We start from the raw sequence: 19,000 nt of genomic DNA on the forward strand, positions 1-19,000 counted from the left end.
GCGGGCCCAGCGTTGAAACAGTGTGCCAGCGTGAACCGGTGCTGGCTATCGGCGAACGACCAGATACAGACCGACCACCATCATGATACCGGCGGGCCAGTGACCCAGTTGGCTCAGCGGCCCACCGGTCGCCAGCACCGCGCCGCCACCCAGGTGAGCGGCGCCCAGCAGGCGCAACAGCCAGTCGTCCTTGCGGCGGTGCCACGGGGGCGCCGGGTCGTGGGCGTGGGGCTGTGACATGCGTTCGAGCAGGTCGCGGGTCATGTTGGCCAGGTGCGGGAGCTGCTCGAACTGGCTCTGCACGTTGCCCAGCAAGGTTTTGGGGCTGACACGCTCGCGCATCCAGCGTTCGAGGAACGGCTGGGCGGTGTTCCACAGGTCGAGGTCCGGGTACAACTGGCGGCCGAGACCTTCGATGTTCAACAGTGTTTTCTGCAACAGCACCAACTGTGGCTGGACTTCCATGTTGAAGCGTCGTGCAGTCTGGAACAGGCGCATCAGCACCTGGCCGAAGGAAATATCTTTTAATGGTTTTTCGAAGATCGGTTCGCACACGGTACGGATCGCCGCTTCGAATTCGTTGAGCTTGGTCTCGGCCGGCACCCAGCCCGAATCGATGTGCAACTGGGCGACGCGACGGTAGTCACGCTTGAAGAAGGCGAACAGGTTGCGCGCCAGGTAGTCCTGGTCTTCGGGGGTCAGGCTGCCGACGATGCCGCAGTCGATGGCAATGTATTGCGGGCTCCACGGCTGCACCGTGCTGACGAAGATGTTGCCCGGGTGCATGTCGGCGTGGAAGAAGCTGTCGCGAAACACCTGGGTGAAGAAGATTTCCACGCCGCGTTCAGCGAGCATCTTCATGTCGGTACGCTGGTCGGCCAGGGTCGCCAGGTCGGTGACCTGGATGCCGTAGATGCGCTCCATCACCAATACTTTCGGCCGGCACCAGTCCCAATAGACTTGCGGTACATACAGCAGCGGCGAACCTTCGAAGTTGCGACGCAACTGGCTGGCGTTGGCCGCCTCGCGCAGGAGGTCGAGTTCGTCGTAGATGGTTTTTTCGTAGTCCTGGACCACGTCCACCGGGTGCAGCAGGCGGGCATCGGCCGACAACCGCTCGGCGGCACGAGCGAGGATGAACAGCCACGCCAGGTCCTGGGCGATGATCGGCTTGAGGCCCGGGCGGATGACCTTGACCACCACTTCTTCGCCGCTCTTGAGCTGGGCGGCGTGAACCTGGGCTACGGAGGCCGAAGCCAGGGGCTCTACATCGAAACGGCTGAAGACTTCGCCGATCTTCTTGCCCAGTTGTTCCTCGATCAGCGCCACCGATACCTTGGAATCGAACGGCGGCACGCGGTCTTGCAACCGCATCAGTTCATCGGCGATGTCTTCGGGCAACAGGTCGCGACGGGTCGAAAGGATCTGCCCGAACTTGATGAAGATCGGCCCCAGGTCCTGCAAGGCCAGACGCAGGCGTGCACCGCGACTCAGGTCCAGGGGGCGCCGGGGGAACCAGCGCCACGGCAGCACGAAGCGCAGGGCCAGGAGAAACCAGGGCAGCGGCAGGGCGAACAGCAGGTCATCGAGGCGGTAGCGGATCACGACGCGCTGGATGCGCAACAAACGGCGGACGGCAAGCAGCTTCATGCGTTATCGCTTGGTTTCAAGGGATCGGGAAAGGCGCTCGAAACGCGCCTCGAGACGTTCCAGGTCAAGTTTGACCTGGTCCAGTTCATCAAAACGGGCTTGCGCTTCGCGTTGGCCTACGAGGGTACGCGATTCTTCGGCCAGGTATTCACTCAGATTCTGCCCCAGGCTGGCGAACCCCTGGCGATACCAGCGGCTGCGGCTGCGCAAATGGCCGCTGAGCAATTGGGTCGCCACCGGACCGATCCAGCGGGACACTTCGTATTCCCAGTCCAGCTCCAGGTCCTGGAGAATCGCCGCCAGCTCCAGCAGTACGCCGCTGTCGCCGTCCAGCTCCACGTCGGGGCTGTGCAGCACCGCGGTCTTGTCCTTGCCCAGGGCCAGCTTCAGCAGGCTCGACGCCGGGGCGCGCAGCGTGCAGTCGGCCTCGGCTTCCCAGTGCGCGGCGAGCATCAGGCCTTCGTCGCTGGGCAGGATGAACAACCGCAACGCCGGGCTGCGGCAGTCGACGGCGATCACGCGGCCGCTCAAGCGCGCCAGGCGCGCGAGCGCCGTGCTGTCCAGGCGCAGCACCCGGTTGAGGCCGAGTTCGACGCTGGCGAGCAGGCCGGTGAGCAGCATCAGGGCTTGATACCGCGGTGCAGGGCGACGATGCCTGCGGTCATGTTGTGGTAGGTCACTCGGTCGAAACCGGCCTCGACCATCATCGACTTCAGGGTTTCCTGGTTCGGGTGCATGCGGATCGATTCGGCCAGGTAGCGATAGCTTTCCGAGTCGTTGGTGATCAGCTTGCCCATCAGCGGCATGAAGGCGAACGAGTAGGCGTCATAGGCCTTGGACATCAGCGCGTTGGTCGGCTTGGAGAATTCCAGCACCAGCAGGCGGCCACCGGGCTTGAGCACTCGCAGCATCGAGCGCAGGGCATCTTCCTTGTGGGTGACGTTGCGCAGGCCGAAGGCGATGGTCACGCAGTCGAAATGGTTGTCGGGGAACGGCAGCTTTTCAGCGTCGGCCTGGACGAACTCGACATTGCCGGCCACACCCAGGTCCAGCAGGCGGTCGCGACCGACCTTGAGCATGGATTCGTTGATGTCGGCCAGGACCACCTGGCCGGTCGGCCCGACGATGTGGGAAAACTTCTTCGTCAGGTCGCCCGTGCCGCCGGCGATGTCCAGCACGCGATTGCCGCTGCGCACGCCCGACAGTTCGATCGCGAAACGCTTCCACAGGCGGTGCATGCCGCCCGAGAGCAGGTCGTTCATCAAGTCATACTTGGCGGCGACGGAGTGGAAAACCTCAGCGACTTTTTCCGCTTTCTGGCTTTCCGGCACGTTCTTGAAGCCGAAGTGAGTGGTGGGTTCGGCATCGCTGCCTTTGCGCTGATCAGTCATATCGCGGTCACCAAAAAAGAATGCGGGACATTCTAATCCCGGTGGAGGGCTTTGTCTTGGCAAGGCTGAAGGTAAGATGGGCTACCGCCGGGACGTTTTGACGCAGCCAGGGTCTGAAACGTTCAGGCAAGTCCCGATAGAACAGGAGTTACCCGATGGCCCGTATAACTGTTGAGCGTGCCCATGGCCTGGGCAAGGAAGCGGCGCGAGAGAAAGCCGACAAGCTGGCGCAGAAGTTGTCCGACAGCTATGGCCTGGAGCCGCAGTGGGTGGGCGACACCCTGAAACTCAAGCGTTCCGGGGTCAAGGGCGAGGTGCATGTGGGCGATGACTCGATCCGCGTCGACGTGGAGCTGGGCATGTTGATGTCGGCCATGAGCGGCACGATCAAGACGGAAATCGAAAAGGCGTTGGATAAGGCGTTGGCCTGATTGATCGAAAGGAGGATGCAGCACTCAAGTTCACCCCCAAACTCTGTGGGCGCGGGCTTGCTCGCGAAAGCGTTGGACCAGTCAACATCAATAGTGAATGACCCACCGCATTCGCGAGCAAGCCCGCTCCCACATGAGGCCACTCGCTATCCAGTTTGTGTCAGTTGTTAGGGTGCCCTTTCTAATTATTGTCACTACTTTGTGCCTGAGCCCGTCCATGTGCGGGCAGTTCCTCAAACCTTTTTCGAGTGAGGTGCACCATGGCCAAAGTTATTCTGAAGAAAAAAACCGACGTTGAATCTTCCACGCTCGGCGACGTGAAAACGTACGCGCGCAAGATCTGGCTGGCTGGCCTGGGCGCCTACACGAAGGTTGGCCAGGAAGGCAGCGAGTACTTCCAGGAGCTGGTAAAGGCTGGTGAAGTTATTGAAACCAAAGGCAAAAAGAAAATTGCCGGGAAACTTGAAGCGGCCAACAGCGAATTGATTGAAGCCAAGAGCGACGTCAATACTTTCAAGGCCCGGGTTGAAGTACAACTCGATAAAGTCGAGAAGGTATTCGATGCCCGTGTTGCAAGTGCCTTGAATCGTATCGGCATTCCGTCTAAACATGACGTTGAGACACTCTCTGCTAAGCTCGATGAGCTGACAGCATTGCTCGAACGTGTCGCGCGTAAACATTAAGGAGAACGGGATGGCTGGCAAAAAAATCACAGAAAAAGAGGGCAGCTCGTGGGCCGGGAAGATTGAAAAGTATTCCCGCAAAATCTGGCTTGCTGGTTTAGGCGTGTACTCGAAGATCGACACTGACGGCAGCAAGCTCTTCGAGTCCCTGGTTAAGGACGGCGAAAAGGCCGAAAAACTCACCAAGACGGCAGTCGGCAAACAAGTCGATGCAGCCAAGGACTCTGCCGAGTCCGCCAAGTCGCGAATCGGCGGCGTGAAGGATCGGGCACTGGGCAAATGGGACGAACTGGAAGGGGCTTTCGACAAGCGCCTGAACAGTGCGATCTCGCGCCTGGGTGTGCCGAGCCGTAATGAAGTCAAGGCACTGCACAGCAAGGTCGACACCCTGACCAAGCAGATCGAAAAACTCACCGGCGCCAAAGTCGCACCGGTGGCGACCAAGACTGCAGCGGCCAAGCCGGCCGCTAAAACGGCGGCCAAGCCACTGGTCAAGGCTGCGGCAAAACCCGCTGCCAAACCTGCGGCGAAAGCAGCGGCCAAGCCTGCGGCTAAAACTGCTGCGGCCAAGCCTGCTGCCAAGGCGGCGGCCAAATCGGTAGCGGCTAAACCTGCGGCCAAAGCGGCAGCCAAGCCTGCGGCCAAACCCGCGGCTAAGGCGGCAGCCAAACCGGCAGCCAAGCCCGCCGCCAAGCCTGCGGTAAAAGCGGCGGCCAAACCCGCTGCGGCGAAAAAACCGGCCGTGAAAAAACCGGCCGCGCCGAAAGCCGCTGCACCGAAGGCGCCGACCGCGGCCGCCAAACCAACGGCCCCGATGAGCACGGCGAACTCTGCCGCTGCTCCGACCCCGGTCGCCACGCCAACTCCAGCGTCGGCTCCAACGACGCCTACCACCCAGTCCTGATTCTGCGGGACATGCAAAAACGCCCGGCCTGTGAAGGTCGGGCGTTTTTGTTTGTACGCAGGTCAACCTGTGGGAGCGAGCCTTGTGGGAGCAAGGCTCGCTCACAATGGATCTGCCACTGCCGGTGGTTACTCGTGTTCTTCCAGGTAGCGCAACGCCAGTTGCTCAGTCGCTACCTTGGTCGCGGGCGGCAGGTGTGGGGCCACCAGCATCATGATCTGGTAGACCACCAGCCGCACCTCGCCTTCGCGGTCCAGGATCCGCTGGTAGTCCAGGGAGAACAGCAAGGTCATGGTGATCTGCTCCACCAACTGACCCAGGGCCTGGGTGTCGCTGACCAGCAACCCCTGGGCCTTGAGCTGCGCCAGCAGTGAGGCGAGGGTACGCTTCAGGGCATTGAGCAACTGGCGGATGCCCTTGGCGAGCTTCGGCAGGCGCCCGGCCAGGTTCGACAGGTCCTGGAAGAGAAAGCGGTACTGGGCCAGGCGCTCGACGATCAAGTGCAGGAACAGCCAGTAGTCTTCCGGCGCCAACTGCACGTCTGACGGAGGGTCCAGCAGCGGTGCCAGTTCGCCCTGGAATCGCTCGAACAGCCCGAGGATCAGCGGTTCCTTGCCATGAAAGTGGTAATAGAGGTTGCCCGGGCTGATGCCCATTTCGTTGGCAACTTCCATGGTGGAGACGTTCGGTTCGCCCTTTTCGTTGAACAACTGCAGGGCACATTCAAGGATGCGGTCGCGGGTTTTCATCCGGTCTTCTTAATGATCAAGTCGTGCCACGGCCAATCGCCTGGCCGTGGGGTAAGGCTTTCAGCGCACGCGAACATAGGTGCCGGGAGCTGCGTCCAGGGGCGGGTAGTTCGCGTTGCCCAAGGTCATCTGGGTTTCGTGCTGGGCGCCGGAACGTTCCTGGATCCAGCCCAGCCATTGGGTCCACCAACTGCCATCGACGTGCTTGGCGTCGTGGTACCAGGCCCGTGGGTCGCTGCTCATTTTTGCGCTTTCGATGTAGTTGGCCTTGGGGTTGCCCGGCGGGTTGAGGATGCTCTGGACATGGCCGCTGTTGGAAAGCACGAAGCGTTTTTCGCCACCGAGCAGCAGCGTCGAGCGATACACCGCGTCCCACGGCGTGATGTGGTCATTGATGCCGCCCACACTGAAACTGTCCACTGTCACTTTCTGCAGGTCGATGGGTGTGCCGCACACTTCCAGGCCGCCGGGATGGGTCAGTGGGTTGTGCTTGAAGAAGTCCAGCAGGTCGCCGTGGTAAGCAGCCGACAGGCGGGTGCAGTCGTTGTTCCAGTAGAGGATGTCGAAGGCCGGTGGCTCCTTGCCCAGCAGGTAGTTGTTGATGAAGTAGGTCCAGATCAGATCGTTGGGGCGCATCCAGGCGAACACCCGGGCCAGGTCGCGGCCATCGAGGATGCCTTTCTGGTAGGAGCGGCGCTTGGCGGCTTCGAGGGTCTGCTCGTCGATGAACAGCGTGGCCTGGCTATCGATCTGGCTGTCCAGCAGGCTCACCAGGTAGGTGGCACTGGCGACCCGGCGTAGCTGGCGCTTGGCCTGCAGGTGGCCTTGCAGGGCGGCGATGGTCATGCCCCCGGCGCAGGCACCCATCAGGTTGACCTCGCGGGCGCCGGTGATCGCCCGGCAGACGTTCATGGCTTCTTCCACGGCCTCGACGTAGCTGGACAGGCCCCATTCGCGGTGGCGTATGTCAGGGTTGCGCCAGCTGATGATAAAGACCTGCAAGCCGTTTTTCAGGGCGTACTGGACGAAGCTGTTGGAAGGGCTCAGGTCGAAAATGTAGAACTTGTTGATCTGCGGCGGCACGATCAGCAACGGCTTGGCGTATTGCTTTTCACTCATGGACCGGTACTGGATCAGCTCGAGCAATTCGTTGCGAAACACCACCGCGCCGGGGGTGGTCGCCAGGGTCTTGCCGACTTCAAAGGCATGGGGTGTGGTTTGTCGCGGCAACCCGTCGTTGTGCAGCAGGTCGTCCACCAGGTGGCTGAGGCCTCGAACCAGGCTGGTGCCGCCGGAGTTGAACAGTTCCTTGACCGCCAGCGGGTTGAGCAAGGTATTGGACGGCGAAACGGCGTCGTTGAGCAGGGCGAAGGCGAAGTGGGCGCGGGCGCGGTCATCCTGGCTCATGGTGCTTTCGTCGATCCAGCTCGTCACCTGTTTCTGCCAGCTCAGGTAGGCCTGCAGGCTGCGGCGGTAGAACGGATTGAGCTGCCAGGTGGGGTCGGCGAAACGCTGGTCGTTGGGGTTGGTGGGGTGCAGGGTCTCGCCCAGCAGCACGCGACCCAGTTGACCGCCCAGCTTCAACGCATGCCGGGCACTGTGCACCGGGTTGCGCAAGCCGTGTACGGCAACGCTGCGCAAGGTGGACAGCAGGTCCCTGCCACGCAGGCCGGTGACCGCACTTTGTACGTTGATGAAGCTGGCAGGGGCGGGCATGGAACCCTTCGCCGGTTTGTCGCGCATGAGTCAACTCCTTCGTCATCAGGCAAAAAACAAACACACCGAACCAGACAACATAGTCGCTGTTTCGGGTCGCTGCGCGGTCCGGCGTCCTGCCAGGCGCAAATGGGCGGTTTCAGCCGCCGCCCAGCGGCGAGGGATGCGGATGCATCACTGCACGCTGACGTTCTTCCTCCAGGAATTTCATGATGATCGGCGCCACTGCCTCGGCCCGGGTGATCAGGAACAGATGGCCGTCATCGATGATGTGCAATTGGGCGTTGGGAATGCGCCAGGCCAGCATGCGCATGTTGATCAGCGGGATCAGCGGGTCGTCGTCGCCGGCCAGCACCAGGGTCGGCTGGTGGATCTTGTGCAGCCAATGGATGCTGGTCCAGCCCAGGCCTGCGAACAGTTGCCAGTAATAACCGAGCTTGCCCGCCGAACGAACCTTGGCCGCATGGCTGGCCGCCAGGCTCGGATCGCGACGGAACGAACCGCCGTAGATCAGCGGGGCGATACGCATCACATGGGACGGTTGAACGTAGCGCCGGGGGCTGGCCATCATCCACAGCACCTTCGGTTTGCCCGGCACCATCACCGCCCCGGCCGCCGTGGCCGCCAGTACCAGCTTCTTGCAGCGCTCGGGGTAGTCATAGGCGAACTGCTGGGCCAGGGCGCCCCCCCAGGACACGCCGATCACGTTGACCTGCCCGTAGTCCAGGTAATCGAGCATCCGCGCGGTGAGTTTGGCCAGGCCAGGAAAGCGATACGGCCGGTTGGGCGTCGATGAACCACCGACGCCGGGAACGTCAAAGGCGATGACTTCCAAGTCCGGGTCCAGGGCCTGGATGAACGGGAACACCAGCTCGAGGTTGGCGCCGATGCCGTTGAAAATCAGCAGCGGCGTCAAGTGAGGCTTGCCGGGACGTACCGCGGTGCGCAAGGTCTGGCCATCCAGATCGACGGTACGGAAGATGTACGGTTGCGGCATGCTTCAAGCCCTGTGGGTTGGGTCGCTGTCTTTCATTTTTCCCCTACCCCCTGTGGGAGCGAGCTTGCTCGCGATTGCGATGTGTCAGCACATACAGGTGTTGAATGTACCGCCGTCATCGTGAACAAGCTCGCTCCCACATGGGATCTGCTGTGAACATGAGTTGTATGTTCCCCAGCGCTGTGGGCCTTGCATTCAGTGTCGGCTGGCGGGATGTATTCGTGAGCAAGCCCACCCCCGCAGCAGACGAGTTGCATCCATTACCGCTCATGCACATAAGTGCCGGGCGCCGCTTCACCGGCCGGGTAGGCCTTGTTGCCCAGCACGGTCGGGGCTTTTTTCAGTTTGCCCGAGCGTTCGGCCTGCCAGGCCTGCCAATGCAACCACCAGGAGTCGGTGTGCTTGGTTGAGTTCTCCTGCCAGTCCTCGGCCTTGGCCGGCATGTCGTCACTGGTCATGTAGCGTGACTTGGGGTTGCCTGGCGGGTTGAGGATGCTCTGGATATGGCCGCTGCTCGAGAGCACGAACTCGACCTTGCCGCCGAACAGCTGCGCCGATTTGTAGCAGGACTTCCACGGCGTGATGTGGTCGTTGGTGCCGGCCAGGGAGAAGATGTCGGCGGTGACCTGCTTGAGGTCGATGGGCGTGCCGCACACTTCCAGTGCGTTGGGGCGGATCAGTGGGTTGTTCTTGAACATTTCGATGAGGTCGCCGTGGAACGCTGCCGGTAGCCGCGTGGTGTCGTTGTTCCAGAACAGGATGTCGAACACGGGTGGCTCGTTGCCCAACAGGTAGTTGTTGACCCAGTAGTTCCAGATCAAGTCGTTGGGGCGCATCCAGGCGAACACCTTGGCCATGTCGCGACCTTCGAGTACACCGGCCTGGTAGGAGTGGCGCTTGGCCGCTTCCAGGGTCTGCTCGTCGACGAACAACGCCACGTCGGTGTCCAGGGTGGTGTCGAGCACGCTGACCAGCAGGGTCAGGGCATTGACCTTTTTCTCGCCGAGGGCGGCGTAATGGCCCAGCAGCGCGGTGCAGGTGATGCCGCCCGAGCAGGCGCCGAGCATGTTCACGTCCTTGCTGCCGGTGATGGCCGTGACCACGTCCACCGCTTCCTTGAGCGCCTCGATGTAGGTCGACAGGCCCCACTCGCGCTGCTCCTTGGTGGGGTTGCGCCAACTGACGATGAAGGTCTGCACGTTGCCGCGCAGGCAGAAGCGCGCCAGGCTCTTGTCCGGGCTCAGGTCGAATACGTAGAACTTGTTGATCTGTGGCGGCACCACCAGCAGCGGTCGCTCGTGGACCTGCTCGGTGATGGGCCGGTACTGGATCAGCTCCAGCACGTCGTTGCGAAACACCACGGCACCTTCGGTCACGCCCAGGCTCTTGCCGACCTCGAACGCGCCCATGTTGACCTGGCTCGGCATCCCGCCGTTGTGCACCAGGTCCTTGGCCAGGTGGGAGAGGCCATCGAGCAGGCTCTTGCCGCCAGTTTCGAAGAAGCGCTTGACCGCCGCCGGGTTGGCCGCCGAGTTGGTCGGGGCCATGGCTTCGGTCATCAGGTTGATCACGAAATGGCCACGGCTGATGTCCGCGGGCGAGAGGTTGCTGTCGTCGATCCAGGCGTGCAGCTCCTTGCGCCACGCCAGGTAGGTTTGCAGGTAGCGTTTGTAGAGGGGGTTCTGGCTCCACGCCGGGTCGGCGAAGCGACGGTCGTCGCCGGCCGGTTGCAGTTCGGATCTGCCGAACAGGACATTCTTGAGTTCGACGCCGAAATGGGCGACGTGCTTGACGCTGTGCAGCGGTTGCTTGATGGCCTGGGTCAGCACCATGCGGGCAGAGGCCAGCAGATCTTTTCTGCGCAAGCCGACGACGGGATTCAACCCCAGGGTATTTTCCGAGGCTTGATACTTCAGGTCATCGTTGTTCTTGTTGCTCATCTACGACGCTCCATTGTCCTTCAGACGAGTACCCGGATCGTGCCATGAAGCCACACAGCCAATACCAGGTACGCTGCTCGGGTGACCATTAATTCCGCATCGAGGGGCCAATGAGGAAACGTGTGCCAGGAACTCGGCAGTTCCTCTGCAGGTAACTTGCCAGCTCCATTGGTTACCCGAGTTTAATTTTTTTCGCAAGCAGGCCAGTCATTGACGTTGCCGCGCGGGCATTCAAGCAGATGAGTCTAGAAAATTCGCCCTAAAGCGCCAGCCCTTGAATTAGAGCATCAGCTTGACGACGGACTCGTTCGGATCGCGGGTTTTTCCGGCGGCCTTGAGTTCGCCAAGATAATCGTTCCACAAGTCTTCCTGGCGCACCGCCAACTGGTAGAGATAGTCCCAGGTGAACAGCCCGCTGTCGTGGCCGTCGTCGAAGGTCAATTTCAGTGCGTACTGGCCGGCCGGTTCGACCTTGGTCAGGGCAACGTTGAGCTTGCCGTATTGCAGGATGGGTTTGCCATGGCCCTGGACCTCGGCCGAAGGCGAGTGCACCCGCAGGAATTCGGCGGGCAGGTGATACTCCTCGTCCGGCGCGTATTTGAGCGTCAGGGTCCTGGAGGCTTTGTGCAAGTTGATGGCGGTGGGGAGTTTGGTCATGGGGTCGTCAGTCTCTTGAAGCCTTGCATGCACGATATGTGGCGAGGGAGCTTGCTCCCGCTGGACGATGTAGGAGCTGGCGAAGCCTGCGATCTTTTGATCTTGATCTTCACGCCAGACTCAATTGGCGGTGGAAGGATCGCAGCCTCGTTGCACTCGACAGCTCCTACAGAGCCCAGCGGGAGCAAGCTCCCTCGCCACAGAAGCTCGCTCACATTGGGTGTGGCTTACAGGATATACCGCGACAGGTCTTCGTTCTGCGCCAGCTCACCCAGGTGGCTGTTGACGTACTCGGCGTCGATGAGGATCGGCGTTTCGTTGTGGGCGCTGGCCAGGTCGCCGGCGCTGAACGAGACTTCCTCGAGCAGGCGTTCGAGCAGCGTGTGCAGGCGACGGGCGCCGATGTTCTCGGTCTTCTCGTTGACCTGCCAAGCGATCTGGGCCAGGCGCTTGATGCCTTCTGGCGTGAACTCGATGCTCAGGCCTTCGGTCTTGAGCAGCGCGCAATACTGTTCGGTCAGGGACGCGTGGGGCTCGCTGAGGATGCGTTCGAAGTCTTCCGGCGTCAGTGCCTTGAGTTCGACACGGATCGGCAGGCGACCCTGCAACTCCGGCACCAGGTCGCTCGGCTTGCTCAGGTGGAACGCACCGGAGGCGATGAACAGGATGTGGTCGGTCTTGACCATGCCCAGCTTGGTGTTGACCGTGCAGCCTTCGATCAGCGGCAGCAGGTCGCGTTGCACACCTTCGCGGGACACATCGGCACCGCCGACATTGCCGCGCTTGGCGACCTTGTCGATTTCGTCGATGAACACGATGCCGTGTTGCTCGACCGCCTCCAGCGCCTTGGCCTTCAACTCTTCTTCGTTGACCAGGCGGCTGGCTTCTTCGTCGCGCACCAGTTTCAGCGCTTCCTTGACCTTGAGCTTGCGGTTTTTCTTCTTGCCCTTGCCCATGTTGGCGAACAGGCTCTGCAACTGGTTGGTCATCTCTTCCATGCCTGGCGGCGCGGAAATGTCGACACCGGCCATTTCGGCCACTTCGATCTCGATTTCCTTGTCGTCCAGCTGGCCTTCGCGCAGGCGCTTGCGGAACAGCTGGCGGGTGTTGGAATCCTGGGTCGCGGCGGCGTCGGCGTTGAAACCCATTCGCGCCGGTGGCAGCAGGGCGTCGAGGATGCGCTCTTCGGCGGCGTCTTCGGCGCGGTGGCGGACCTTGGTGATTTCCTGTTCGCGCAGCAACTTGATGGCGGCATCGGCCAGGTCACGAATGATCGACTCGACGTCGCGACCGACATAGCCGACTTCGGTGAACTTGGTGGCTTCGACCTTGATGAACGGCGCGTTGGCGAGTTTGGCCAGGCGACGGGCGATCTCGGTTTTACCGACGCCGGTCGGGCCGATCATCAGGATGTTCTTGGGGGTCACTTCGACGCGCAGTTCTTCGGGCAGTTGCATCCGGCGCCAGCGGTTACGCAGGGCGATGGCGACGGCGCGCTTGGCATCGTCCTGGCCGATGATATGGCGGTTGAGTTCGTGGACGATTTCGCGGGGAGTCATGGACATAATAATAGGTGGTCCTCAAGCAGGAACGGGCCGTGGCGTGGGTCGCCTGGACAGGCTTATTCCGCGAGGTCCTGCTCCTCAATGGTCTGGGTGTGGTTGGTGAAGACACAGATATCGCCGGCAATGCCCAAGGCAGTCTCGACGATCTCACGGGCCGACAGGTCGGTTTTTTTCAGCAGGGCGCTGGCCGCAGCCTGGGCATAGGCACCGCCGGAACCCATGGCGATCAGGCCGTCTTCGGGCTCAACGACGTCGCCGTTGCCGGTGATGATCAGGGACGCGTCCTTGTTGGCGACCGCGAGCATGGCTTCGAGGCGGCTCAGGGAGCGGTCGGTGCGCCATTCCTTGGCCAGTTCCACGGCGGCACGGACCAGGTGGCCCTGGTGTTTCTCAAGCTGGCCTTCGAAACGTTCGAACAAGGTGAAGGCGTCGGCAGTGGCCCCGGCAAAGCCGGCGATGACCTGGCCGTGATACAGGCGGCGGACTTTCTTCGCGTTGCCTTTCATCACGGTGTTGCCCAGTGAAACCTGGCCGTCGCCGCCCATGACGACTTTGCCATGACGGCGGACTGAAACGATGGTGGTCAAGGGAGAGTCTCCACGCAGCGGGGCGAAAATGCCCGGATGGAACTCATATGGGGGTGGCGTGGGGTTTTTCAACTGCGGGGGACGAGTGGTGCGAGTCACGTAGGAGCTGTCGAGCGCAGCGAGGCTGCGATCTTTCCCCAGCCAATTGAGTCCCAAGCGAAAGATCAAAAGATCAAAAGATCAAAAGATCGCAGCCTCGCTGCGCTCGACAGCGCCTACAAACCCAGCGGCCACAAAAGCCTGTCCTCAGCGGAAATCAGCGGCTCTGGCGTTGTTGTAACAACAAATTGCTGAACCCGCTGCCGGCCAACTGTTTCTGGGCCATGGTCAGTTCCTCGCGGTTGCTGAACGGGCCGACCAGTACTCGGTACCAGGTTTCGTCCTTCACGGTGCCGGACTCCACCGACACGGATTGGCCCAGCAGAATGATCTGCGCCCGGACCTTGTCGGCGTCGGCTTCCTTGCGGAACGAACCGGCCTGCAGGAAGAACTTCGTCACCGGCGCGGCTTTCTGCACCGGCGGGGCCGGTGGCGGCGTGATGCCGGCCAGGGCTGCCTGGGCGCGAGCGGTATCGATCTTCGCCGCTTCGGCCGGGGTCACTGGCGTGGCGGGCACCTGCGGTACTTGCGGTGTCGGCAGGGTTTTCTCCGGCACGGCCTCGGGCGGCACGATGACTTCCGATTCCGGCAGCAAGGTGTAGAAGTCGTACTTCGGCTTCACCGGTTGCGTCGGGCTCGGCGGGGTCTTGTTGGCCTCGGCGATCCGCGTGGCTTTCTGCTGCTCTTGCCGCACGCGCTTGACGTCATCGCCCTGGCCCGGCTCCAGCTTCATCAGAAACACAATGAAAGCGCCGACGGTCAGGCCGATGGCCATCCACAACCAGCCCGGAATCGGTTTTTTGGCTGGAGGCTGGTAACGACTGGCGCCGCGTTTGGGTGCAGGTTTTTTCTTGGCGGCCAACTTACATGCGCTCCAGGGTTTCCAGGCCCAGCAGTTCCAGGCCTTGCTTGAGCGTACGCCCGGTCAGCGCGGCGAGGCGCAGGCGGCTCTGCATTTGCCCTGGGGTTTGCGCGCTGAGGATCGGGCAGTTCTCGTAGAAGCTGGAGAACAGGCCGGCGACATCGTACAGGTAGGCGCACAGCGTGTGCGGCGTGCCCTTGTCGGCGACGTTGTTCAGCACCTCGCCGAACTGCGCCAGCTTAGCCGCCAGCTCCTGTTCCTGAGGGGCCTCGAGCACAATCTGGCCGTCCACTTCGTTGAAGCTTTTGCCGAGCTTGCGGAACACTCCCGCCACGCGGGTGTAGGCGTACAGCAGGTACGGCGCGGTGTTGCCTTCGAAGTTGAGCATCAGGTCGAAGTTGAAGCTGTAGTCGCTGGTGCGGTGCTTGGACAGGTCGGCGTATTTCACCGCGTCGATGCCCACGACCTTGGCGATCTTGCGCAGTTCGTCCTCGGCCAGGTCCGGGTTCTTGCCCTTGACCAGGGTGTAGGCGCGGTCCTGGGCTTCGGTCAGCAGGTCGATCAGCTTCACCGTGCCGCCGTCGCGGGTCTTGAACGGGCGGCCGTCAGCGCCGTTCATGGTGCCGAAGCCCATGTGCTCCATGTCCATCGGATGGGTGACGAAACCGGCCAGGCGCGCGACTTCGAACACTTGCTGGAAGTGCAGGGCCTGGCGCTGGTCGACGAAGTACAGCACCCGATCGGCCTTGAGCACGCGGTTGCGGTAGCGCACGGCCGCCAGGTCGGTGGTGGCATAGAGGTAGCCCCCGTCGGCCTTGACGATGATCACCGGCAGCGGCTCGCCATCGGCGGTCTTGAACTGGTCGAGGAACACGCACTGGGCGCCGTTGCTTTCCACCAGCATGCCCTTGGCCTTGAGATCGTTGACCACGTTGATCAGGTCGTCGTTGTAGGCGCTTTCACCCATCACGTCGGCCATGGTCAATTTGACGTTCAGCAGCTCGTAGATTTTCTGGCAATGGGACAGGGAGATGTCCTTGAACTTGCTCCACAGCGCCAGGCACTCGGCATCGCCGGCCTGCAGCTTGACCACCAGGCCACGGGCGCGGTCGGCGAATTCGGGCGACTCGTCGAAGCGTTGCTTGGCGGCGCGGTAGAAGTTCTCCAGGTCCGACAGCTCATTGCTGGTGATGGGGTTTTCCTGCAGGTAGGCCATCAGCATGCCGAACTGGGTGCCCCAGTCGCCGACGTGGTTCTGGCGGATCACGGTGTCGCCGAGAAACTCCAGGACCCGGGCCACGCCATCGCCAATGATGGTCGAGCGCAGGTGGCCGACGTGCATTTCCTTGGCCAGGTTGGGGGCCGAGAGGTCGACCACGGTGCGCTGCACCGGGCCCGCCTTGCGTACGCCGAGGCGTTCGTCGGCCAGGGCTGCGTCGAGGCGTGAGGCCAGGGCCTGGGTGTTCTGGAAGAAGTTGATGAACCCCGGCCCGGCGATCTCGGCCTTGGTGACGTTCTCGTCGGCAGGCAGCGCAGCGATGATTTTTTCCGCCAGGTCGCGGGGTTTCATGCCGGCCGGTTTGGCGAGCATCATCGCGATGTTGCTGGCGAAGTCGCCGTGGGTCTTGTCGCGAGTGTTTTCGACCTGAATTGCCGGCGACAGGCCTTCTGGCAGCACACCTTCAGTGACGAGTTGGGCGATGGCTTGCTGGATGAGCTGGCGAATGGTGTCTTTCATGGTCTTCTCTTTCAACCGCAGGCGCGGCGGCGCTTCGATGCGCTGGTGGAAAAACTGAGCATTATCCGTGGCGAAGACGGGCTTGCCAACTGTAGCGGGTTGGTTGGGGATGTGTGGTGACTATTCTTGGTGGCCTGGATGTACACAATCCTCTGTGGGAGCGAGTTTGCTCGCGATGGCGGCGGGTCAGCTTGCATTGATGTTGAATGCCAGACCGCTATCGCGAGCAAGCTCGCTCCCACAGAGGCCAGGCTTGCAATCCATTCAATACAAATCCACCGGATCCACATCCAGCGACCAGCGCACCGCACGCCCGCTGGGCATCTGTTCCAGCACCAGCAGCCAGGCGTTCAGCAGTCGATGCAGCGGTGCCCGGGCATTGGCCTGTAATAAAAGCTGCGCGCGATAGCGCCCGGCCCGCCGTTCCATCGGCGCCGGCACCGGGCCCAAGAGTTCGATGCCGGTGAGGTTCTGCTGCGCCAGCAAGCGCTCTGCCTCGCTGCAGGCCTCATCGAGAAAGCCTTCGGCCTGCCCCGGCTTGTGGGCTTCGGCCCGCAACAGCGCCAGGTGGGCAAACGGCGGCAGGCCGGCGCTGCGGCGTTCGCTCAAGGCCTGTTCGGCGAAGGCGAAATAACCTTGCTCGGTCAGTTGGATCAGCAATGGATGATCGGCCAGGTGGGTCTGGATGATCACTTTGCCCGGCTCCTCGGCCCGCCCGGCCCGGCCTGCGACCTGGACGATCAACTGGGCCATGCGCTCGCTGGCGCGGAAGTCACCGGAAAACAGTCCGCCATCGGCGTCGAGGATCGACACCAGCGTAACCCGTGGGAAGTGATGCCCCTTGGCGAGCATCTGCGTGCCCACCAGGATGCACGGCTGGCCCTTCTGGATCGTGGCGAACAACTGGTTCATCGCATCCTTGCGCGAAGTGCTGTCGCGATCCACCCGCAAGACCGGGTAATCGGGAAACAGAATGCCCAGCCGTTCTTCGGCACGCTCGGTGCCGGCGCCGACCGGGCGCAAGTCCACTTTGCCGCACTGGGGGCAGTGCCTGGGCACGCGCTCGACGTGGCCGCAATGGTGGCAACGCAACTCGCCATGGCGTTGATGCACGGTCATCCGCGCGTCGCAGCGTTCGCAGCCGGACATCCAGCCGCAGTCGTGGCATAACAGGGTCGGGGCAAAACCGCGGCGATTGAGGAACACCAGGACCTGTTGCCCGGCGGCCAGGGTCTGGCCGATGGCTTGCTGCATCGGCCCGGAAATACCGCTGTCCAGCGGGCGACTTTTCACGTCCAGGCGCAGGAAGCGCGGTTGCTTGGCGCCGCCGGCCCGCTCATTGAGGCGTAGCAGGCCGTAGCGGCCGGTGTAGGCGTTGTGCAGGCTTTCCAGCGATGGCGTGGCCGAGCCGAGGACGATCGGGATGTTTTCCTGGCGGGCGCGCACCAGCGCCAGGTCGCGGGCGTGATAGCGCAGGCCTTCTTGCTGTTTATAAGAGCCGTCGTGTTCTTCGTCGATGATGATCAGGCCGGGGTTCTTCATCGGCGTGAACAGGGCCGAACGGGTGCCGATGATGATATCGGCCTCGCCGTCACGGGCGGCGAGCCAGGCCTCCAGGCGTTCGCGGTCGTTGACCGCCGAGTGCACCAGGGCGATCCGGGCGTTGAAGCGCTGTTCGAAGCGCGCCAGGGTTTGCGGGCCGAGGTTGATTTCCGGAATCAGCACCAGCGCCTGCTTGCCGGCCTCCAGGGCCTGGCGGATCAGTTGCAGGTAGACCTCGGTCTTGCCGCTGCCGGTGACACCTGCCAGCAGAAAGGCGTGATAACTGTCGAAACCTGCGCGAATCGCTTCGCAAGCGGCCTGCTGTTCGGCGTTGAGCGGCAGTTCCGGCTGGGCCAGCCAATGTTCATGGCGGGCGCCGGGGGCGTGCCTGCGCACTTCCACCTGGACCAGGTCCTTGGCCAGCAAGAGGTCGAGGCTGTCCTTGCTGAGCATCAGTTTGCTCAGCAGTTGATGAGCCACGCCGTGGGGGTGTTGGGCCAGGGTCGCCAAGGCCTCACGCTGGCGTGGCGCGCGGGCGATGCGTGGATCGTCCAGCGAGGCGCCGGGTGCCACCGACCAGAACCGCTCCTGGCGCGCCTCGGCCGGTTCGCCCTGGCGCAGCAGCACCGGCAGCGCCCAGCTCAGGGTGTCGCCGAGGCTGTGCTGATAATACTGGGACGTCCACAGGCACAACTTGAACAGCGCGGCGGGCAGCGGTGGCGAGGCATCGAGCAGAGCCAGGGCCGGTTTGAGCTTGTCGACCGGGACCTCGCTGTGGTCGGTGACCTCCACCAGGATGCCGATCATCTCCCGCCGGCCGAACGGCACCCGCAGGCGCATGCCCGGATGCAACTGGGCGCGCAGGACCCCGGCCGGGGCGCGATAGTCGAACAGGCGGCGCAGGGGCGAAGGCAGGGCGAGGCGCAGGATGGCGTCGGGCACGCGGGGCAATCTCAATAAACAGGCATTTGGTGAGGCTGGCGCTGAATGGGGGAGCGGGCTTGCTCGCGAAGGCGCAGTATCAGGCAGAAATGACGTGCCTGACACGCCGCCTTCGCGAGCAAGCCCGCTCCCACAGGGATCGCGCATGAGGCCGGGAGCCTAGCAGACGGTTGGTACAAGTCATAGCTTGCGTGATTGATGTTGTCTGGTAGAATCCGCGGCCTAATTACGTGCGGTATTCAACAATAGTGTTGGGTGGCGGCACGCTAGCCTGAGGAAAACAGCATGAAAACCGATATCCATCCGGAATACCCAGTAATTGCCGTAACCTGCAGCTGCGGCAACAAGTTCGAAACGCGTTCGACCTACGGCAAAGCCATGGCGATCGACGTTTGCAACGAATGCCACCCGTTCTACACCGGCAAGCAAAAGACTCTGGATACCGGCGGCCGTGTTCAGAAGTTCGCCGATCGTTTCGGTGCTTTCGGCAAAGTTACTCCAAAAGCCTGAGGCTGATCATTTTGGATGGTCGTCTCGACCGCTCCAG

Annotated in this window: 16 protein-coding genes and 1 pseudogene; 4 read left to right on the forward strand and 13 right to left on the reverse strand. The window is 62.3% G+C overall.

From position 1 onward, the window contains the following. Nucleotides 1-45 precede the first annotated feature (45 nt). The 3 genes and pseudogenes from ubiB to ubiE all read right to left on the reverse strand — a co-directional run bounded on the left by ubiB (nucleotide 46) and on the right by ubiE (nucleotide 3,041). Nucleotides 46-1,650: a ubiquinone biosynthesis regulatory protein kinase UbiB gene (ubiB, locus tag GFU70_RS02235; protein WP_153387536.1), complete on the reverse strand. Its 1,605-nt coding sequence runs from the start codon at nucleotides 1,648-1,650 to the stop codon at nucleotides 46-48. Beyond that, nucleotides 1,647-2,271 (reverse strand): annotated as a pseudogene (locus GFU70_RS02240) (SCP2 domain-containing protein). The gene ubiB and the pseudogene GFU70_RS02240 overlap by 4 nt, the downstream one beginning before the upstream one ends. Beyond that, complete coding sequence (gene ubiE / locus GFU70_RS02245) at nucleotides 2,271-3,041, reverse strand: bifunctional demethylmenaquinone methyltransferase/2-methoxy-6-polyprenyl-1,4-benzoquinol methylase UbiE (protein WP_003196937.1); 771 nt, start codon at nucleotides 3,039-3,041, stop codon at nucleotides 2,271-2,273. Before ubiE ends, GFU70_RS02240 begins: the two are co-directional and overlap by 1 nt. A 155-nt stretch (nucleotides 3,042-3,196) precedes the next feature. Here ubiE and GFU70_RS02250 point away from each other — a divergent pair, with 155 nt between their 5' ends. The 3 genes from GFU70_RS02250 (at nucleotide 3,197) to GFU70_RS02260 (ending at nucleotide 5,059) form a co-directional block, all read left to right on the forward strand. Further along, nucleotides 3,197-3,472 (forward strand): polyhydroxyalkanoic acid system family protein, encoded by a 276-nt coding sequence (locus GFU70_RS02250; RefSeq protein WP_058543906.1) that lies wholly within the window; start codon nucleotides 3,197-3,199, stop codon nucleotides 3,470-3,472. Between the two features lie 260 nt (nucleotides 3,473-3,732). Then, entirely contained in the window at nucleotides 3,733-4,155 is a 423-nt protein-coding gene (locus GFU70_RS02255) for a phasin family protein (RefSeq protein WP_058543905.1), read from the forward strand. A 10-nt stretch (nucleotides 4,156-4,165) separates the two neighbouring features. Continuing rightward, nucleotides 4,166-5,059, forward strand: a complete 894-nt coding sequence (locus GFU70_RS02260) for a phasin family protein (protein ID WP_116643340.1) — start codon at nucleotides 4,166-4,168, stop codon at nucleotides 5,057-5,059. A 128-nt stretch (nucleotides 5,060-5,187) separates the two neighbouring features. On the opposite strand, the gene GFU70_RS02265 is transcribed toward GFU70_RS02260, so the two are convergent. The 10 genes from GFU70_RS02265 to GFU70_RS02310 all read right to left on the reverse strand — a co-directional run bounded on the left by GFU70_RS02265 (nucleotide 5,188) and on the right by GFU70_RS02310 (nucleotide 18,453). Further along, nucleotides 5,188-5,808: a TetR/AcrR family transcriptional regulator gene (locus GFU70_RS02265; protein WP_058543904.1), complete on the reverse strand. Its 621-nt coding sequence runs from the start codon at nucleotides 5,806-5,808 to the stop codon at nucleotides 5,188-5,190. A gap of 60 nt (nucleotides 5,809-5,868) precedes the next feature. Beyond that, nucleotides 5,869-7,551, reverse strand: a complete 1,683-nt coding sequence (phaC, locus tag GFU70_RS02270; RefSeq protein ID WP_058543903.1) for a class II poly(R)-hydroxyalkanoic acid synthase — start codon at nucleotides 7,549-7,551, stop codon at nucleotides 5,869-5,871. 112 nt (nucleotides 7,552-7,663) lie between these two features. Then, entirely contained in the window at nucleotides 7,664-8,521 is an 858-nt protein-coding gene (gene phaZ / locus GFU70_RS02275) for a poly(3-hydroxyalkanoate) depolymerase (protein ID WP_003186648.1), read from the reverse strand. Between the two features lie 260 nt (nucleotides 8,522-8,781). Further along, nucleotides 8,782-10,461, reverse strand: coding sequence for a class II poly(R)-hydroxyalkanoic acid synthase (gene phaC, locus GFU70_RS02280; protein WP_058543902.1), 1,680 nt, complete (start codon nucleotides 10,459-10,461; stop codon nucleotides 8,782-8,784). A 279-nt stretch (nucleotides 10,462-10,740) separates the two neighbouring features. Then, the gene (locus tag GFU70_RS02285; RefSeq protein WP_018606686.1) at nucleotides 10,741-11,118 is read right to left on the reverse strand and encodes a gamma-butyrobetaine hydroxylase-like domain-containing protein; all 378 of its coding nucleotides are present in this window, start codon (nucleotides 11,116-11,118) and stop codon (nucleotides 10,741-10,743) included. Nucleotides 11,119-11,345: 227 nt separating this feature from the next. Continuing rightward, a complete protein-coding gene (gene hslU / locus GFU70_RS02290; RefSeq protein ID WP_058543901.1) occupies nucleotides 11,346-12,683 on the reverse strand; it encodes an ATP-dependent protease ATPase subunit HslU in 1,338 nt (445 codons plus the stop codon). A 56-nt stretch (nucleotides 12,684-12,739) separates the two neighbouring features. Then, nucleotides 12,740-13,270: an ATP-dependent protease subunit HslV gene (gene hslV / locus GFU70_RS02295; protein WP_003186641.1), complete on the reverse strand. Its 531-nt coding sequence runs from the start codon at nucleotides 13,268-13,270 to the stop codon at nucleotides 12,740-12,742. 256 nt (nucleotides 13,271-13,526) lie between these two features. Then, on the reverse strand, nucleotides 13,527-14,231 hold the full coding sequence (locus tag GFU70_RS02300; protein WP_153387537.1) for an SPOR domain-containing protein: 705 nt from the start codon (nucleotides 14,229-14,231) through the stop codon (nucleotides 13,527-13,529). Between the two features lies 1 nt (nucleotide 14,232). After that, nucleotides 14,233-15,969, reverse strand: coding sequence for an arginine--tRNA ligase (gene argS / locus GFU70_RS02305; RefSeq protein WP_058542646.1), 1,737 nt, complete (start codon nucleotides 15,967-15,969; stop codon nucleotides 14,233-14,235). 264 nt (nucleotides 15,970-16,233) lie between these two features. Then, nucleotides 16,234-18,453, reverse strand: coding sequence for a primosomal protein N' (locus GFU70_RS02310; protein WP_153387538.1), 2,220 nt, complete (start codon nucleotides 18,451-18,453; stop codon nucleotides 16,234-16,236). A gap of 285 nt (nucleotides 18,454-18,738) precedes the next feature. Between GFU70_RS02310 and rpmE the strand changes: the two genes are divergently transcribed. Continuing rightward, on the forward strand, nucleotides 18,739-18,963 hold the full coding sequence (gene rpmE, locus GFU70_RS02315; protein WP_058542648.1) for a 50S ribosomal protein L31: 225 nt from the start codon (nucleotides 18,739-18,741) through the stop codon (nucleotides 18,961-18,963). Nucleotides 18,964-19,000 lie beyond the last annotated feature (37 nt).

The sequence above is a fragment of the Pseudomonas brassicacearum genome (assembly GCF_009601685.2).
Classification (GTDB): Bacteria; Pseudomonadota; Gammaproteobacteria; order Pseudomonadales; family Pseudomonadaceae; genus Aquipseudomonas; species Aquipseudomonas kilonensis_B.